Source organism: Stenotrophomonas sp. YJH_SMC_19, assembly GCF_059367915.1.
The window spans coordinates 174621-189891 of sequence record NZ_JCAFRI010000002.1; the positions used below are offsets into that span (position 1 = coordinate 174621).

At 66.1% G+C, this 15271-nt stretch carries 17 protein-coding genes and 1 pseudogene; 6 read left to right on the forward strand and 12 right to left on the reverse strand.

Going from position 1 to position 15271, the window contains the following annotated elements:
- Positions 1–3 precede the first annotated feature (3 nt).
- Complete coding sequence (locus AC5P5R_RS03350) at positions 4–1416, forward strand: ComEC/Rec2 family competence protein (RefSeq protein ID WP_134945545.1); 1413 nt, start codon at positions 4–6, stop codon at positions 1414–1416.
- A gap of 16 nt (positions 1417–1432) precedes the next feature.
- Here AC5P5R_RS03350 and AC5P5R_RS03355 read toward each other — a convergent pair whose 3' ends face one another.
- The 6 genes and pseudogenes from AC5P5R_RS03355 to AC5P5R_RS03380 all read right to left on the reverse strand — a co-directional run bounded on the left by AC5P5R_RS03355 (position 1433) and on the right by AC5P5R_RS03380 (position 6838).
- The gene (locus AC5P5R_RS03355) at positions 1433–2725 is read right to left on the reverse strand and encodes a transporter (protein WP_005409781.1); all 1293 of its coding nucleotides are present in this window, start codon (positions 2723–2725) and stop codon (positions 1433–1435) included.
- A 46-nt stretch (positions 2726–2771) separates the two neighbouring features.
- Positions 2772–3517: pseudogene (locus AC5P5R_RS03360) on the reverse strand (hypothetical protein).
- A gap of 12 nt (positions 3518–3529) precedes the next feature.
- Entirely contained in the window at positions 3530–4234 is a 705-nt protein-coding gene (locus AC5P5R_RS03365; protein WP_100438578.1) for a C39 family peptidase, read from the reverse strand.
- Positions 4235–4333: 99 nt separating this feature from the next.
- Positions 4334–5650: a FapB/FapC family functional amyloid domain-containing protein gene (locus AC5P5R_RS03370; protein ID WP_495226302.1), complete on the reverse strand. Its 1317-nt coding sequence runs from the start codon at positions 5648–5650 to the stop codon at positions 4334–4336.
- A 43-nt stretch (positions 5651–5693) separates the two neighbouring features.
- Complete coding sequence (locus AC5P5R_RS03375) at positions 5694–6311, reverse strand: FapB/FapC family functional amyloid domain-containing protein (RefSeq protein WP_100438577.1); 618 nt, start codon at positions 6309–6311, stop codon at positions 5694–5696.
- Positions 6308–6838, reverse strand: coding sequence for a FapA family amyloid fibril periplasmic chaperone (locus tag AC5P5R_RS03380; protein WP_100438576.1), 531 nt, complete (start codon positions 6836–6838; stop codon positions 6308–6310). The genes AC5P5R_RS03375 and AC5P5R_RS03380 overlap by 4 nt, the downstream gene beginning before the upstream one ends.
- A 396-nt stretch (positions 6839–7234) precedes the next feature.
- On the opposite strand from AC5P5R_RS03380, the gene AC5P5R_RS03385 reads away from it, so the two are divergent.
- Positions 7235–8590 carry a sigma-54 dependent transcriptional regulator gene (locus AC5P5R_RS03385; RefSeq protein WP_060380358.1) on the forward strand — a complete coding sequence of 452 codons (1356 nt, stop codon included), beginning with the start codon at positions 7235–7237 and terminating at the stop codon, positions 8588–8590.
- Here the strand turns inward: AC5P5R_RS03385 and AC5P5R_RS03390 are convergent, their stop codons facing one another.
- The 4 genes from AC5P5R_RS03390 to AC5P5R_RS03405 all read right to left on the reverse strand — a co-directional run bounded on the left by AC5P5R_RS03390 (position 8591) and on the right by AC5P5R_RS03405 (position 11414).
- Positions 8591–8899 (reverse strand): DUF6958 family protein, encoded by a 309-nt coding sequence (locus tag AC5P5R_RS03390; RefSeq protein ID WP_164281492.1) that lies wholly within the window; start codon positions 8897–8899, stop codon positions 8591–8593.
- Positions 8892–9428, reverse strand: a complete 537-nt coding sequence (locus AC5P5R_RS03395; protein WP_049395973.1) for a GFA family protein — start codon at positions 9426–9428, stop codon at positions 8892–8894. The genes AC5P5R_RS03390 and AC5P5R_RS03395 overlap by 8 nt, the downstream gene beginning before the upstream one ends.
- A 67-nt stretch (positions 9429–9495) precedes the next feature.
- Positions 9496–10377, reverse strand: a complete 882-nt coding sequence (locus AC5P5R_RS03400; RefSeq protein WP_049460018.1) for a TolB family protein — start codon at positions 10375–10377, stop codon at positions 9496–9498.
- Entirely contained in the window at positions 10374–11414 is a 1041-nt protein-coding gene (locus AC5P5R_RS03405) for a hypothetical protein (RefSeq protein ID WP_100438575.1), read from the reverse strand. The genes AC5P5R_RS03400 and AC5P5R_RS03405 overlap by 4 nt, the downstream gene beginning before the upstream one ends.
- Before the next feature lie 91 nt (positions 11415–11505).
- On the opposite strand from AC5P5R_RS03405, the gene AC5P5R_RS03410 reads away from it, so the two are divergent.
- The 4 genes from AC5P5R_RS03410 to AC5P5R_RS03425 are packed head-to-tail and all read left to right on the forward strand — an operon-like array spanning position 11506 to position 13553.
- Positions 11506–12432 (forward strand): LysR substrate-binding domain-containing protein, encoded by a 927-nt coding sequence (locus AC5P5R_RS03410; RefSeq protein WP_044570259.1) that lies wholly within the window; start codon positions 11506–11508, stop codon positions 12430–12432.
- A complete protein-coding gene (locus tag AC5P5R_RS03415; protein ID WP_012480349.1) occupies positions 12429–12890 on the forward strand; it encodes a helix-turn-helix domain-containing protein in 462 nt (153 codons plus the stop codon). Before AC5P5R_RS03410 ends, AC5P5R_RS03415 begins: the two co-directional genes overlap by 4 nt.
- Before the next feature lie 10 nt (positions 12891–12900).
- Complete coding sequence (locus AC5P5R_RS03420; RefSeq protein WP_012480348.1) at positions 12901–13326, forward strand: VOC family protein; 426 nt, start codon at positions 12901–12903, stop codon at positions 13324–13326.
- Entirely contained in the window at positions 13323–13553 is a 231-nt protein-coding gene (locus tag AC5P5R_RS03425; protein ID WP_012480347.1) for a hypothetical protein, read from the forward strand. Before AC5P5R_RS03420 ends, AC5P5R_RS03425 begins: the two co-directional genes overlap by 4 nt.
- A gap of 6 nt (positions 13554–13559) precedes the next feature.
- Here the strand turns inward: AC5P5R_RS03425 and AC5P5R_RS03430 are convergent, their stop codons facing one another.
- Positions 13560–14255, reverse strand: a complete 696-nt coding sequence (locus AC5P5R_RS03430) for an HAD family hydrolase (protein WP_012480346.1) — start codon at positions 14253–14255, stop codon at positions 13560–13562.
- 104 nt (positions 14256–14359) lie between these two features.
- Complete coding sequence (locus tag AC5P5R_RS03435; protein WP_044570255.1) at positions 14360–15100, reverse strand: DNA/RNA non-specific endonuclease; 741 nt, start codon at positions 15098–15100, stop codon at positions 14360–14362.
- Between the last annotated feature and the right edge of the window lie 171 nt (positions 15101–15271).

Here is a 15271-nt window from a genome sequence, read left to right on the forward strand (position 1 = left end):
AGCATGCCGCGCTACAAATCCGAGGAACGCAGTGCACAGTACTACGCACTCTTCGAGCCGACTGACATTCTGGAAAATGGGCGCTGGAACCTTGACGCTCCGGTTCTGATTGATGCGATGCCCGTCGCATCGGCCGAGTCATTTGCCACGATGGACGAGGCGCCGGATAACGTCGACTTTCTTCTGCTGAGCGTCGACGCGCGTGAGGTTGAAGACTACGAGCTGAGCGATGAAGAGTATGCGCGTGGCGAAGACGCTTGGTGCCTAATCACTCTTTCCAACCGCAACTTCGACGGCGCCATCTCTGTGCGGACACTTCCAATTGGTGATGGCTCTGGTGAGGGAAGTAGGCCTGAAAGACTCTACATGTCCGTGCAGAAGGACGAGACAGGACGCGCGGCGACCTCGAGCAATAACCTGCGCTCCTTTCTGAGTGAGGCTGCCGAGACGTCGCAGGTCGAGGCAGCGCTTCGTAGCGTCGATGTGTCGCTGCATGGCGTTGCGGTCTACGACGTCGGGCAGGCCAACTTCAATGCCCTTGTGGATCAATACGAACATCCTCGTCTTTTCTTTGATTTTGGCCGGCCCATATACATAAAAGGCTTCAGCTCTCCAGCATTGGATAACTTCAATCCTCTGGTCTTCAGCAAGTCGTGGAAATCCAACGAGCCAGTGGTCCTGTCTCATTTGGATCAGGATCATTGGCACTTCGCATTCAAGTCTGGTGTGGCTCGCTGGGACAAGAGCAAGGGTGCCTGGATAGTGAATCCTGTATACCGTCGTACGGCTCGGGAAAGGCCATGGGTTGTCCGCTTGCCGCCATCGACGGTGGCCCTGGGTGCAAGTCACCTCCACCTTCTTTTGTCTCTCAAAAGCAGGAAACTGGCTGGAGGGGCGAGTGCGCTTCACATCTGGAACAGTAATTGGCCGGATATCAGTGTTGGCTCTGTGGTGATCCATCGATGCAATCCGGGCCCGAATACGCCCAACACGCCTGCATATCTGAAGAACAACACTTCCCTGGCGCTAAGAGTGGAATCCGATCATGCGCGCGTTCTGCTGACCGGTGACGCTGACTATCCATCCATTCCGTCATCTGCCAAGCAGGATCTCACCGGAATGGTAGCTCCTCACCACGGCGGTGAGGTTACTGCGAACAGCACGCCAGCAGGGGTCGGCCCAGGTCGAATGGTATTTTCAACATTCAATGGTGCGTATCCCGGCAATCCATCCTCCCAATCATCGTCAGAAGCTCAATTGGCTGGCTGGATCGTGACACAGACCAATTGGCGCTCCTATTGCAGCAGATGCCAGAAGCAGCACGGGCATAAGTACATACCTCTGCTCGCAGCTCCACCTCGATGCGGCTGTACCCACGTGGAACATGCGCAGATATGCCTGCCCACAGGTCCGTGACACTTCAAGTGCGCCCTTACAACATGTACGGAATCTTGAACGCCAACGTGAAGTCCGGCGCATCCGGGGTCAGCCCGATGCCCAGCAGCGTCACCAGCGTGGTGTGCTGGTTCAACGCATAAGTCACGCCCAGGTTCAGGGATGCCGCATTGGCATCACTGCCGATCACCTTCATCCACTTGCCGCCCTGGAAGCGGGTGGAGGCGCGGGCGCTGATGCGGTCACTGAAGGACAGGCTCAGGCTGGTCCGCTCGTTGAACGCAAAGGCCACGCCTGCGCCGAAGTACACCGAGCCACCCAGCTTCACGTCGCCCGGATTGACCGTGTCCGGATTACTGTCGATGTCGTTGAATCCGCGCGGAATGGAGTGCACATAGCCGATGTTGGCGAACAGGATGGCCGGGTCGGCGGTCTTCACCATCGACAGGCCGAGGTTGGCCTGCCATACGCCGTTGCCGGTGGGCTGCTCGCGCGGCACGGCGAAGCGGATGTAGTCATCGTCATCGCGCTCGATCACCTTCCAGTCCAGTCCGTAGGGCGCGCGCCCGGTGGGGGCGGTGACGCCGGCCGTGAGCACGGTTTCCGGGCGCCAGCCGCGTTCGCCGAACAGCCGGTAGTTCGCGCTCAGGCCAATGTCGCCCAGGCCGTTGCCGTTGGTCTGCTCCTGCGCGATGGCGGCTGCTGCACCGCCGGCGCCGCCTTTCTGGTACACGGTGCGCCGCGCCAGGTAGGGCACATCCAGGTTGAGCGTCAGGTTCGGGCTGACGCCCCAGCGGGCCGCCACGTTGTAGGTCAGTGAGTCGGACTCCACGTTCTCGATGGCGATATTGCCGAGGAAGATGGCGTCCAACGCGAGGAAGCCGTTGAGGGTGAGCTGCTTGCGGTCGTAGCGTGCGTAGGTGAGGCTGTTCTCGATGGTGAAGCGGCGCGAGAACAGGGCCGATTGCTGCTGCTTCACATCGTCCACGCTGCGCCGCGACTCCTGCCTGGCCTGTTGTGCTTCTGCGGCGGTACTGGCGTAACCCTCGCTGCTCGGTGGAGCCGCGGCGGCCGCTGCCTGCGCCAATGGCGCGGCCGGTGGGGTCGAGGCTGGGCCAACCCGCCCGCCCAGGCGCGCCTGCATGGCCTGCACCTGCATGTCCAGCTCGCGCAACCGCCGCACTTCCTGTGCGTAGTTGGCCTTCAGCTGTTCCAGCTGGTTGGCCAGGGCCTGCACGTCGGCGCCATCATCCGGCGTCGTCGGTGCGGCAAGGGCGGTGCCCGCCAGCGCCGCCAGCGCCAACGGGGTGATCCTCATCAGGGTGTGCATGATCGTGTCCTGCGTTGTGGAGCGTTTCCCCCAATGCCAGGCCCTGCTACTGGCCCGGCCCCATGCCGCGGTTCAACGCAATCGCCCGGGCCACGTTCTGGCTCAACGGCAGGTTGCCGCCCGCGGTGTTCCTCACCAGTTCCAGCCGCAGCTGGTTGCTGGCCGCCTGGCCGTCACCGGCCAGGGCAATACCCTGGCCGACACTGCCATTGCGTATCCATTGCTGCACCAGTCCCTGGCCGTCCACCTGCAGCATCAGGCGTGCCTGGTTGCCGTCCAGCACAGCACTGGCACTGATACCGGCCTGCTGTGCGCTGGCCGAGTGAGCGCCGTCGGATGTGGGGGCACGGCACCGCCGCGCACCACCAGCGTGGTGACGTTGCGCGCGACATTGCCATCGCCGGCCACCTGCACGCTCTGCACCAGGCCGCTGGCGTTGGCCAGGCCGCTGCTGTCGATGCTGCGTCCGTGGGTATCGGGCAGCGGCGCATCGGCTGCCGTGACATGCACGCTGGGCTGAAAGCTGAGTTTCGGCGCGCCACCGCCACGGAAGTCCATGCCCAGGGTCAGGCTGCCCTGCAGGGTCGTGCCGTTGCTGGCCTGCCACTGCGACACCATGGTGACCCCGAACCAGACGACGTTGTTGCCGCCCACGGTGTAGCGCCCCCGCATCAGGCTCAGCTCCGGATCGGGGATTTCCGTGAGGCCACGCCCGGTCCTGCCGTCGGCGGCCTGCAGAGGCAGGGCAGGGGCCATCAGCAGCAGAGCCATCCATACGTGTTGGCGGAACATGGTCATACCTCCTCAGAACAGGTCGGCGTGGCTGAAGCCGAAGTCGACCAGTTCGGCATCGGTGATCGGCCCTTGCCGCGCGTAGAGCGCGCGGGCACTTGGCCGTTCGCTGGGTTGCAGAAGAACGGTGTTGCGATCGAAGTCGCTGCCGATCACCACGAAGACCGCGCGCGATGGCCAGGCGGCCAGGAACTCCGGCAGCGCCAGGCTGCGGTTGCCGAGGATCGGGTCAGCCACTTCCACGATGCCGTTGCGCACCTGCTTGAGCACCACGAAATGGCGGAAACCGCGCACGTCCATCAGCACCAGTCCCGGCACGCGAAGGGTGCGCAGTCGTGTTTCATCGATGCGGTAGCCCCGGCCACGCATGCCCAGCGATTCCACGTAGCGCTTGATGTCGAGCAGGGAGAAGCCGCGTTCGGCCACCAGCGCTGGATCGGACACCCCCATCATCCCTTCAATCACCGTCGCCTCGTCGGTCTGCAGGTGGTAGGCGTGGCGAAGGATGGTCGCCAGCGCCGCAGCCCCGCAGCTGTAGTCGGTGTGCTGGCGTACCACGTTGCGGTAGCGCCGCTCCTGCATGCTCTCCACCTTCTGCTGCAGCAGAGCGCCATTGGGCAGTACGCCACTGAAGCGCACGTCGCCTGCCCACGCAGGAACAGTGGCCAGCAGCAACAGGCAGGCCAGCAGGCACATCGAAAGACGGCAACGGATCATCACAGTCTCCGGCAGCAGGGGGGAGCCCCTGCCCCAAGGGGGAGGAGGGACAGGGGCTCCCGGGAACCCGGCCATTGGCGGACGGCCGGGGTGTTGCGCTTACTCGCCGTTGCCACCGCCGCCGCCGGTGCTGGGCTGGGCGACTGCCAGGGCCAGGCTGTTGGCCTGCAGGTTGCCGGTGCCTGCAGCCACGTTCACGCCGATGTTGCCGGAGGCGCCGGAGAAGGCGCTGCCGGACAATGCCGAGGTGTTGGTGGCGTTGACGTTCACCCAGCGCGTGGTGCTGACCGTGCCGCTGAGGCTGGCATACAGGTCGGCCACGCCCAGTTCGACGAACTGGCTGGTGCCACTCTCACGCGTATCGAAGCCCAGGCCGCCCACCCCCGGCCGGTTGGGGTTCATCGTGGCGTTCTGGATCTGGTTGTCCAGGTCGATGTGGCCGGTGCTGTTGCCACCCGGGTGTGGCAGCTCGCCACTCCACGTATCCAGGTAGTCGTTGGCCATCTGGTAGGCGTTGCCGGTACCGCGGTAGGTGCCCGCGCCATAGGCCAGGGTCAGGCCACTGACGCCGCCACGCATGCCGACCTGCACGGTATCGGTGTAGGACTGCACGAAGCCGGCGTTGCTGACCGTGTTGCCGGTGGAGACCTGGTTGGAGCTGATGCTCGACTGGGCCACCGCGGTGGTCGCGACCGAGGCCGCGAGCGCGTTCTTCTGCTCGTTGTTGTTGCCCGAGGCGATGTTCACGCCGATGTTGCCGGACGCGCCGCCGAAAGCGTTGCCACCAAGACCTGCGGCGTTGGTGACGCCGGAGTTCATGGTCGCGTTGCCGAAGCCGGCCTGGTTGACGAACACCTCGGCGTCAGCCATGCCGAAGCTGAAGGACGCATCGGCAGCGGACAACGACGCGGCATTGTCCTGGGCATTGTTGTCGCCGGAGACCACGTTGAAGCCGAGATTGCCCGATGCGCCGGCACCCACGCTGTCACCGATGGACGCACTGTTGGTGACCAGGCTGTTGCTGGTGGCGTTGTTGCTGATCGACTGGCGGTTGTCGATCACGGCAATGGCCGCCGAGTCGAGGTCGATGTCGCCGGTGATGTTCGGATCGCCGGAGAAATTGATGTCGGTGCTCAGCCGCAGGTCCTTCTCCAGGTTCACGTCGACGCCGTGGTTGTTCTTCTCCTTGCGTTCGTCGGCCTGGATGTTGCTGTGCTTCTGCACATTGACGTTGACGGTGCGGTTGCGCACGTCGTTGTCGGTGTGGTTGTGCGTATCGTTGCGGGTTTCGCTGACGGTGTGGTTGTGGTTGATGTTCGCGTTGGCGTTCTGGTTGTCCCAGCCATTGGCCGCAGCGGCGGTCGAGGCAGTGGCAATCGCCATGGCGAGCATGGTCTGTTTGACGGTCGCTTTCATGGTGCCCTCTCTCTCATCAGGTGGTGCATCGGTTGGGTGGTTGTCACGGGCGGTCCTGCACGACCAGGCCCAGCACGTTGGCCGTATCGTTGCCGTTGCCCGCGATCTGATTGAGTTGCAGGACCCCGTCGAATCCCCGCAGCGCGGTGCTGGCTACACCGGCGCTGCGGGTGCCCGTCGCGACGCCGCGACCGGTGTCGTCCCGCCCCCCTGCCAAAGCGGAACCCTCGGCGGCCAAGGCCGTATCGTCGGTTTCGCGTATGCCCTGTCTGGCCAGCGTCGCGCTGACGACGTTGAGCGTCGTGTTGGCGATGCCGCTGGCCTGGTTGATGGACGCGATGCCACTGGCACCGGCCAGTGCATCACCGCCGATGTATGCAGTGGCCCGCAGCGGCCCGGACAGCACGCGGTTGCCCTGCTGCAGTTGCCGCGCATTGATCGCCACGTCGGCGCGATCGCCCTTGGCGATACCCCGCAGGTTGGCCTGTACGTTGAGGTCGCCGGCGGCCTGGTTCACGGCGATGGCGCCATTCGCCCCGGCCAGCGCGCGGCCGTCGATCCGGGCCACGTCGAGATAGGCGAGCATGCCGCTGTAGTCATCGGCCCGGGTCGCCGAGGGCGCGGCAGCGAGCAGCAGAAGCACGCCGTGCACGGGCTTCATTTTCCACCTGCCGGGGCCGTGCCCTGCAGCGGGAACTGGGCCAGTGCGCCGCGCACGGTATCGGCGATACCGCGGGTGCTGCTGCCGACCGCACCGAGCGGCCCACTCATGGCGCCCCCCAGGCTGCTGCCGACCATGCCGTCGCCACTGCGGCCCAGCGTGCCGCCCAAGGCCTGCTGGGTGACCCGTTCAACGGTGGTTCCGCCCGGCGCCGCGATGGACGCGGTCTGGCCGGCGCCCATGCCGGCATAGTCCTCATCGCTCAACTCGTCCATGCCGGTCGTCGTGCCGCCGACACCCAATGCAGCGGCGATCTCGCGCTGTGGCTTCGGGTCGGCTATCAGCGCCATGCCCGGTGGTGCCATGCGATAGGCCGGCCGCGCGGAGACGTCCCGCAACAGGACGATTTCGCCCGGTTGTGCCTTCACGCCCTGGCGGGCGCCCGATGCGGACGCGTCGGCGCCAACCGACAGCAGGGCTGTTGCCAGTGCTGCGGCCAGGCCGCGAATCAGGGTGGTGCCGTCCATGCCGATCTCCCGCGATGGGTGCGGCGGAACCACGCATCAACCGTGCCAACTTCGAAGTGCCCACCCGCCAACGTCGTGACCGTGCAGCACCTGACCGGGCTGCTGCCATGCTGTTACAGGCACGTCGCGGAATTGTTGGGATTTCGAAGCCCCAGGCACCGCAGGGCAAGGGCGGCGGGCGACTGTCGCATCGGTGTTACAGGTGGCGTCGCCGTCTGCAACGGTGCAGCTTCAGCCTCGAATTTCTTGACGCACTGCTCATTGCGCCGCCGTTTAGGGAAGCGCTAGGATCCGCCCAACAAAGGCCACCTCGGTGGCCGTAGACGTCCCGGCGGAGGGCGGCACGCCGGTGATTGCCTGATAGTCCGCCGACGGTGTCCGGATGCTGGGGGAAGCATGGCAGCGGTCCCGGAGGCTTCTACGTCACGTTGCGTGCTCTGGTTTGGCGAGCCGCTGGCGAACGAGCGCAGTGCGCTGGCGGCAGCGGGCTGGTATGTGCGCAGCATCCATCCCGATCCCGCCATGGCAATTGGCCTGCGTGGGCGCGATCGTTTGCTCGCCGTGCTCGATCTGCGCCATCTCGATGCGGTCGCGCTGCAGCTGCTTGCGCCGTGGATCGAGCAGCACCAGCATCTACCCTGGCTCGCGGTACTGCCACCGGGTGCCGGACCCACATCGCCGGCTTGGCTGCCGTTGCTGCAGCGATGCTGCGCGCGCTTCACGCTGCCGTTCGGCCTGCAGGACCTGGTGTGCGCAATGCGCCAGCAGTTCGACGCGGATGATCCGCCTGTCGACGCAACCTGCGGTGGGCACGGACCGCACGCGCTGATTGGCGAAAGCGCCGCGTTGCATGCAGTGCGCACGGTGCTGCACAAGTTTGCGCCGGTGGAGCTGCCGGTGCTGGTCACCGGTGAAACCGGTACAGGCAAGGAACTGGCCGCACACGCGCTGCATGCGCTGTCGGGGCGTGCCGGCAAGCCTTTCATTGCAGTGAACTGCGGTGCGATTCCGGCCAACCTGGTGCAGTCGGAGCTGTTCGGCCACGAACGTGGCTCGTTCACCGGTGCCGACAAGCGGCAGATCGGCGTGTTCGAATCGGCCCACGGCGGAACGGTGTTTCTTGATGAGGTGGGCGATCTGCCGGCAGAGGCACAGACCAGTCTTCTGCGTGTGTTGCAGGAAGGAACCTTCGAGCGCGTGGGCAGCAGCCAGCCGCTGCGCGCAGACGTGCGTGTGCTTGCCGCGACCCACGTCGAACTGGAACACGCGGTGGCGCAGGGGCGGTTCCGCAGCGATCTCTACTACCGCCTGAATGTGCTGCGCCTGCTGATGCCGCCGCTGCGCGAGCGCGGTGCCGACGTGCAGCTGCTGGCCGAGCACTTCCTGCGCTGCTTCCGGTTGCGCCACGGCGTGCGTGCACGCGGCTTTGCACCGGCCGCAGTACAGGCCATGCGGCGCTTCGACTGGCCCGGCAACGTACGCGAACTGCTGAACCGTGTGCAGCGTGCAGCGATCATGGCCGAAGGCGAGCTGATCAGTGAGCGTGACCTGGAGCTGGGCGCATCGGCGGCGGTCCTGCCGGCGGCGATGCTGCACGATGCACGGGGGCAGGCCGAGCGCGATGTGCTGCTGCAGACCCTGCGCCAGACCGGCTACAACGTCTCCGAGTGTGCGCGGCAGATGCAGATATCGCGGGTGACGGTGTATCGCCTGTGCCGCAAGCACCGGCTGGAGCTGCCTGCGCAGCGCTGATCAGCCGGCCGCGAGGTGCTTGAACAGGCGAAACGGCTTGCCCGCGACGCGCTCGATCACGCCCTTGGCTTCCAGGTCCAGCTGCACGGCCTTCAACCACCAGCCGGCGGTGGCACCTGCCGGGAACAGGGTGGCGGGCAGATGTGGCAGCAGTGCCTGTTTTGCCTGCGCAACGGTCAGGCCGGGCGGTTGCGCAGGCAGGGCCCGCAGCAAGGCATGGCGCATGGCGAGATACTTGGCGCGATCCACGCGCTGGATGTGCCCGGGCGTGGTGATGCTCTCGATCTCGATCCGCTCGGGCTCAGACATGGGTATCTCCCGCGACTTCGATGCGCGGGCTGCGGAAGCCCATGGCGATCCACGCCTTCATCAGGCGGGCGTAGAACCGCAGCGAGTGGGTCTTCAGGTTCGGCACATCGTCTGGAAGGACAGACGGGTCAGGAAGATCACTGACCATCGTCCGCATCTCCACGGCGGGTCTTGCCGACGCCGGCCACAACAGGCCATACAGGCTCAGCCAATGGCCACCGCTGAACTCCAGGAAGAGCGGTGTATTGCAGCATCCCGCCACGACGCGGCGGCTGCCGCCCTTGCTGGACAACCGCAACGCGCGCAGCATGGCATGTCCGGCATCGATGCTGACGCGATCCTTGCGGTGCATTACGAAGAGCGTCTGGCCGTGCGGGCCCAGGACGTCCGGTGCTCGGGGCATCGACTGCAGCATGGCGCCGGCCTTGCGGCAGCTATCGCAGCAGCATTCGAGGGTGGCAATGGGTTGGCCCGTGGCGGTCAGGCGCACCTGGCCGCAGGCGCAGGCAAGGGACTGGTGTGAGGCCATCTGCGTTTTCTCCTGGGGTTTCATCCTCTCGACGAACCGGGGCGCCGAAAATCGACAACATCTACCTTCAAGGGTGCATCATCCGATAGCGGATGCGATACAGGTCCAACCCTGCACCGTCCGCGCGCCGCGCCGAATAGGTCAAGGTGTCGGGTTGCGAGCCATCCAGCATCGCGCCGTAGCTGTCGCCGGAGGCCTCGTTCAAGGGGGAGGGCAATGCAAGGCCCGCGTCATAACGGTCTCCACGCGCGTAGGCGATGAACTGGCGTACCGGTGCACTGCCGAAGTCCAGGGCGCGGGCAAACACCAGCGTCCGGCCGTCGCCCAGGAAGGTGGCATCGAACTCCTGCGCTGCGGTATTGAGGTCTCCCGGCAGCGGCCGTGCCGGCTGCGCCATGCCACGGACCATCGCTGCGACGTAGAGGTCATGGCCACCCGCACCGCCTGCGCGATCGCTGGAGAACAGCAGCGTGGCTGCGTCGGGCGAGAGCATCGGCGCGAATTCATCGGCCGCGCTGTTCACTGCCGGGCCAAGATTGACCGGCTCCCCGAATCGACCGTCGCTCCCCATGCTGACCCGGTACAGATCGTCGCCGCCCTGGCCGCCTGCGCGATCCGAACAGAAATACACCACGCGGCCATCGGCGGAAAAGGCGGGATCGAAGTCGCGCCCCGGCGAGTTGAACGGCACCGGCATCGCCGGCCGCCAGCGCTGACCATCGTTGCGGGAGACCCAGATGTCATACCCGCCTGGACCGCCGGGCCGGTTGCGGCTGAACCACAGTGCGGTTCTACCATCCGGGCTCAAGGTCAGTCGAATCTCGTCGTATTGCGTGGATGCAACGCCCGGGGCGAAGCGCTCGGCGGGGCCGACGATCCGCAGCACCCTGGATGGAGACGCGGGAGGCGACGCAGCAACCAGCAGCATCACGGCCAGCAGCACCTTCATGCCTGTCGCTCGAAGTCGCTGACCCAGTTGGTTTCCCAACTGTGTCCACCATCGGTCGAGGCCGCCTGTTCCCAGCGCGCCGAACGCGGGGTGATGCGTGACCAGATCACCCGTGTCCGGATTGTTCGACCGTCGTGTTGGTCTTCGCCGAAAAAGCGGCCGACACCAGCCTGGAAACCACCGCGCAGTGGCGCGCCGATCCGGGTCGGCTCCCGGCCATCCAGCCACCAGCTCAGCCAGTGCCGCTCCGCCGCATTCCAGGCGCGGATGCCCATGCCGCGCAGCGGCGCTCCAGGCATGTCCATCAGGTTGTCACCCACGTTGCCGAATCCTCCCAGGACCGGCCAGTTGTGCAGGGTGCCGTTGAACGCGTCCCATGCATCGCTGCCTGCCAGCCGAGCGCGCAGGCGACGATGGCGCACGTTCCAATGGCCCACCAGGAAATCAAAATCGCCCGGTGCATCCGGCAGCTTCGGAAGCGGAGAGGGGACCGCAGCAGTGCGGCGGAACCAGTTGCGCCAGTTCACTTCCCAGTGCGCACCGGCATCGTCGGAGAACGCCTGTTCCCACCACGGCTCCTCGCCGTGGATGTCGTGCCAACGGAACCAGACCTCGATGGGGCGCCCGTCGATCCGGTCGGTGCCGCGGAAGCTGCCGGCATCGCCCTTGAAAGCGCCGCGCACAGGGGCTTCGATATGGGCAGGGTTGCGGCCATCGATCCACCAGATCGACCACGTGGAAGACACCGGATCGAATGCACGCACGCCCAGGCCCCTGTAGGGGCCCGAAGGCAGCGCCATGACGTTGTCATCGATGGTGCCGAGTCCGCCCAGGGTGAGCCAGACCGCGCTGGAACCGGTGAAGGACTCCCAACGGGTATCGCCGACCAGGCGGTCCTTCAGGCGTCGGTGCCGGACCTGCCAGTTGCCCTGCAACCATTTCCAGTCTTCGCCGTGGCTGGGCAGGGCCCGCCCGGGGGGCAGCGCCGTAGATGCCGCCGCGGCGGCCAGGGTGGCCAGGAACTGCCGTCGATCCATGTGCGTGATCCCCTGTCGAAGGTGCCTCCATCGTTGCGCGTACCAGGGGGATTGACCACGCAGATATCGGGGCTCAGGCTAAGTCACACTTATGGTCACCCAACGCCAGCTGCCATCGCTTGCCGCCATCCGTGCCTTCGAGGCGGCGGCGCGGCTGGGCAGCTTCGCGCGCGCCGCCGAAGAGCTTGACACCAGTGCGGCGTCGGTGAGCTACCACGTGCGGCGGCTGGAGGCCCAGACCGGCATCTGCCTGTTCCTGCGCCACGCACAGCACGTGGAACTGACGGCGGCGGGTGCCAGCGTCGCCCAGGAGGCGACCCGGGCATTCGATGCACTGCGCGCCAGCTTCATGCGCGCCGCTGACAGGGATGCGGCGCGACTGCGCCTGTCCGTGCTGCCGACGCTGGGCACCAGTTGGCTGACGCCGCGGCTGGGCACGTTCCGCGCCCGCCACCGGCATTTCGTGCTGGAACTGGACCTGTCGGCAGCGCCGCAGGATCTGGCTGCCGGTCACTTCGATGCCGCCATCCGCAATGGCCAGGGCGAATGGCCGGGTCTTCAGGCAACTCCCTTGTTTCCCAGCGTGTTCACACCGTTGTGTGCGCCGGCGCTGCTGCACGAGGCGCGTGGGCTGGGCAGCAGCGCGCTGGAGATTCCCCTGCTCGGGCGGCCGGACTGGTGGGCCCTGTGGTTTGCCGCGCACGGACACATTCCACCGCCGCCACCGGAGAGTTTCGTCGCGCCCTTTGCCGTCGAACATCTGGATGTCGGCGCCGCGATCGCCGGGCAAGGCATCGCCATTGGTTCGCCGATCCTTTTCCAGGCCGAGCTGGACAGCGGGCGGCTGGTGCAGGCGCATCCGGGTGTCGCCAGCGACGGTCGCAGCTTCTGGTTCGTGGCACCCACGGCGCGAAATGGCAGTGCCAAGGTCATTGCATTGCGTGACTGGCTGGTCGAGCAGGCCGCTGAGGCGCGGCACGCGGCACGCCACTACCTGGCCCAGGCGGTGGTGCCATGAACCAGAGCCCCGAACTGCTGCGGCGCCTGCTGCGTGCCAAGGACCGGATGGACCGCGCCAGCCATGAGGAATGGCCGGTCGCGCGCCTGGCCGAGGTCAGTGCGGTGTCGCCGGCGCACTTCGCCCGCTCGTTCAAGCAGGCCTTCGGGCTGCCACCGCACCGCTATCTCCTCAGCCGGCGCATCGAACGGGCCGTGGCGATGTTGCGTGACACCGAGTTGCCGGTCACCGAAATCGCCGCGCAGACCGGGTGGAACAGTCTGGGTACCTTCGGCCGCATCTTCCGTGACATCACCGGTGACAGCCCGGGCAATGTGCGTGAGCGTGAGCGTGCGGGCCAGGCGGCGTCGGCCAGCGTGCCGGAATGCCATGCACGCGCCGCGCAGCGCCCGGACCTGAAGATCGCAGTTTTGGAGAAGCGCCGCCGCGAGGCGGTTGCTAACGTGGACCCTACCTGAGGGAGGTCCCATGACGAACACTGTGAACACGGTCGGCCTGTATGTGCGCGACCAGGATGAGGCGCTGGCGTTCTACGTCGGCAAGCTCGGCTTCGAAGTGCATACCGACGTACGCAATGGCAGCTACCGATGGCTGACGGTACGCAGCCCGGGCCAGGACGGTTTCCAGCTGGGCCTGTTCGTGCCAGGCCCGCCCACCCACGACGCCGCTACCACGCTTGCGCTGCAGCAGCTGGTGGCCAAGGGCGCAATGCCGCCGCTGGTGCTGGCCGTGGATGACTGCCAGGCGCGCTACACGCAATGGCTGGCACAGGGTGTGGAATTCACCCAGGAGCCGATCGAGCGCTATGGCGCCGTCGACGCCGGATTCCGTGACCCATCAGGCAATGGTTGGAAGATGATCGAAGCCCGTTCCGAAGCGAGGCGCCGGCAATGAGCCGCAGTGGCTGGGCACGGCCCGTGCATCGTTGGACCTCGATCGTGTTCACCCTGGCAGTGATCGCCAACTTCGCCGTTCGCGGGCTGGGGCAGGGCGAACCTGCAGCGTGGATCACCTATTCGCCGCTGCCGCCGCTGTTCCTGCAACTGTTCACCGGCCTGTACCTGTTCGCGCTGCACTACGCCGGAAAGCGCCGCAGCGCCGCACTGGGCACTGCGGGCTGAGCAGGGTCAGGCGACGGCGTCCACCGCGTAGGCTGCAAGCAGGCCCGGCAGCTGGTCCATGCGCTGGAAAATCACCTTTGCACCGACTGCGCGCAGGGCTTCGGGCGTACTGTGGTGCGGGCCACCCTCACTGAAGCCGAACACGGTGGCGCCTGCGGCAACGCCCGCAGTGGCGCCGGTGACGGTGTCCTCGATCACTGCACAGCGCGTCGGGTCGACGCCCAGCGCTGCAGCTGCAGCCAGATACACGTCCGGGTGCGGCTTGGTGCGCGGCATGTCCTGGCCACTGAACACATGGGCACCGAAGGCATCAAGGATGCCGACCTTGCCCAGCTGCAGCTTCACCTTGTGCAGGTCGGCACCGGAAGCGCAGGCGATCCGCCCGCCGGTGGCCGCAGCGATCGCACGCACGGCCTCGGGTGCCCCCTGGATCGCTTCAAGGTCACGTTCCAGTGCCCGGTTGCGCTGCTGGCGGAACTCCTCCAGCCATTCCTCGGTGAACGGCTTGCCGGTGCGCTCTGCGATCAGCCCTGCCAGATGGGCCACGGACTGGCCGAGGAAGACTTCACCCGCCTGCGCAGGGGTCAGCGACCAGCCGCGTGCGGTCAGCATTTCCGAGAGAACGCGGGCGACCAGCGGCTCGGAATCGACGAGTACGCCGTCGCAGTCGAACAGCACGGCATCAAACGGGAAACGGGACATCTACAGCTCCAGGGGGCAATGCAGTGGTGCAATTGCCTGCCATTTTCCCACAGCCATCCCTGTGTGGCACCCGGACTGGGTGCCACCCATTCCCGGTCGGCCGGTCAGCCCAGGTCACAGCCCGCCGGCTGCGGCCAGGTGCTGGGCGGCAGCATGTTCTTCAGCGAGGCCGGTGCGTTGATCGCTACGTAGCTCGCACCCAGCAGCTCCTCCAGATCGGCGATGGTCACCAGATAGCTGTCGAGGCTGCCCAGATTGGCTTCGTTGGGAATGATCCAGCTGATCGCCTTGGCGGTGCCGGTGTTCGGGTCACGGGTGATGATGGTCTTCCAGAAGAACTCCGGCGTCGGGATGCCGTGGCTGGAAAGGAAGTAGTCGTTGGAGGCGTCGCCGTAGACCACGCCACCATAGACATCCACCGGCGCGATGTCGCGGTAGCACTCGGCCACGTTCTCGGCCTTCACCCAGATGCCCTGGTTGAAGCTGGACACCTGCGGAACGATGTTGGTCATGTAGTTGGCGCGGCGGATGTAGGTCGCGTTGTAGTCCATGTGGTTGGACGTCACCAGATGGCCGCGGTCATAGCCGGACGTGATGCTGGCGTAGGAGGCGGTGCTGGTCTGGCCGAGGCAGCCTGCCGGCAGGTCCGGATCCTTGTAGAAGCTGGACGGGCGCGCGGCCGAACCGGTGTCTGCGGTCAGGGTGTATTCGTAGCGGGTGGCGCTGTGGATGCTGCAGTCGTAGGTGAGCACGAAGCCACCCTTGTTGAGGGTGACGACCTGGGCCTGGGCAGCGCCGGCGAAGGCACTGAGGACGAACGCGAAGAAGAAGCTTGCAAGGCGCATTGCGGTTCTCCAGCAGAAGTTCAGGGCGCAGCCGTCCGCCACGACCAGGCCGGGGCGAAGTCATGGGAGGGCGTTGCGGGGACGGGGGCTACGGATTGCGGTGGGACCTGACCGCACGGTGGGGCCATGCAGGCCCTGCGGTGTCGCAAGCGTCACAAGCTGTCGCCTTTC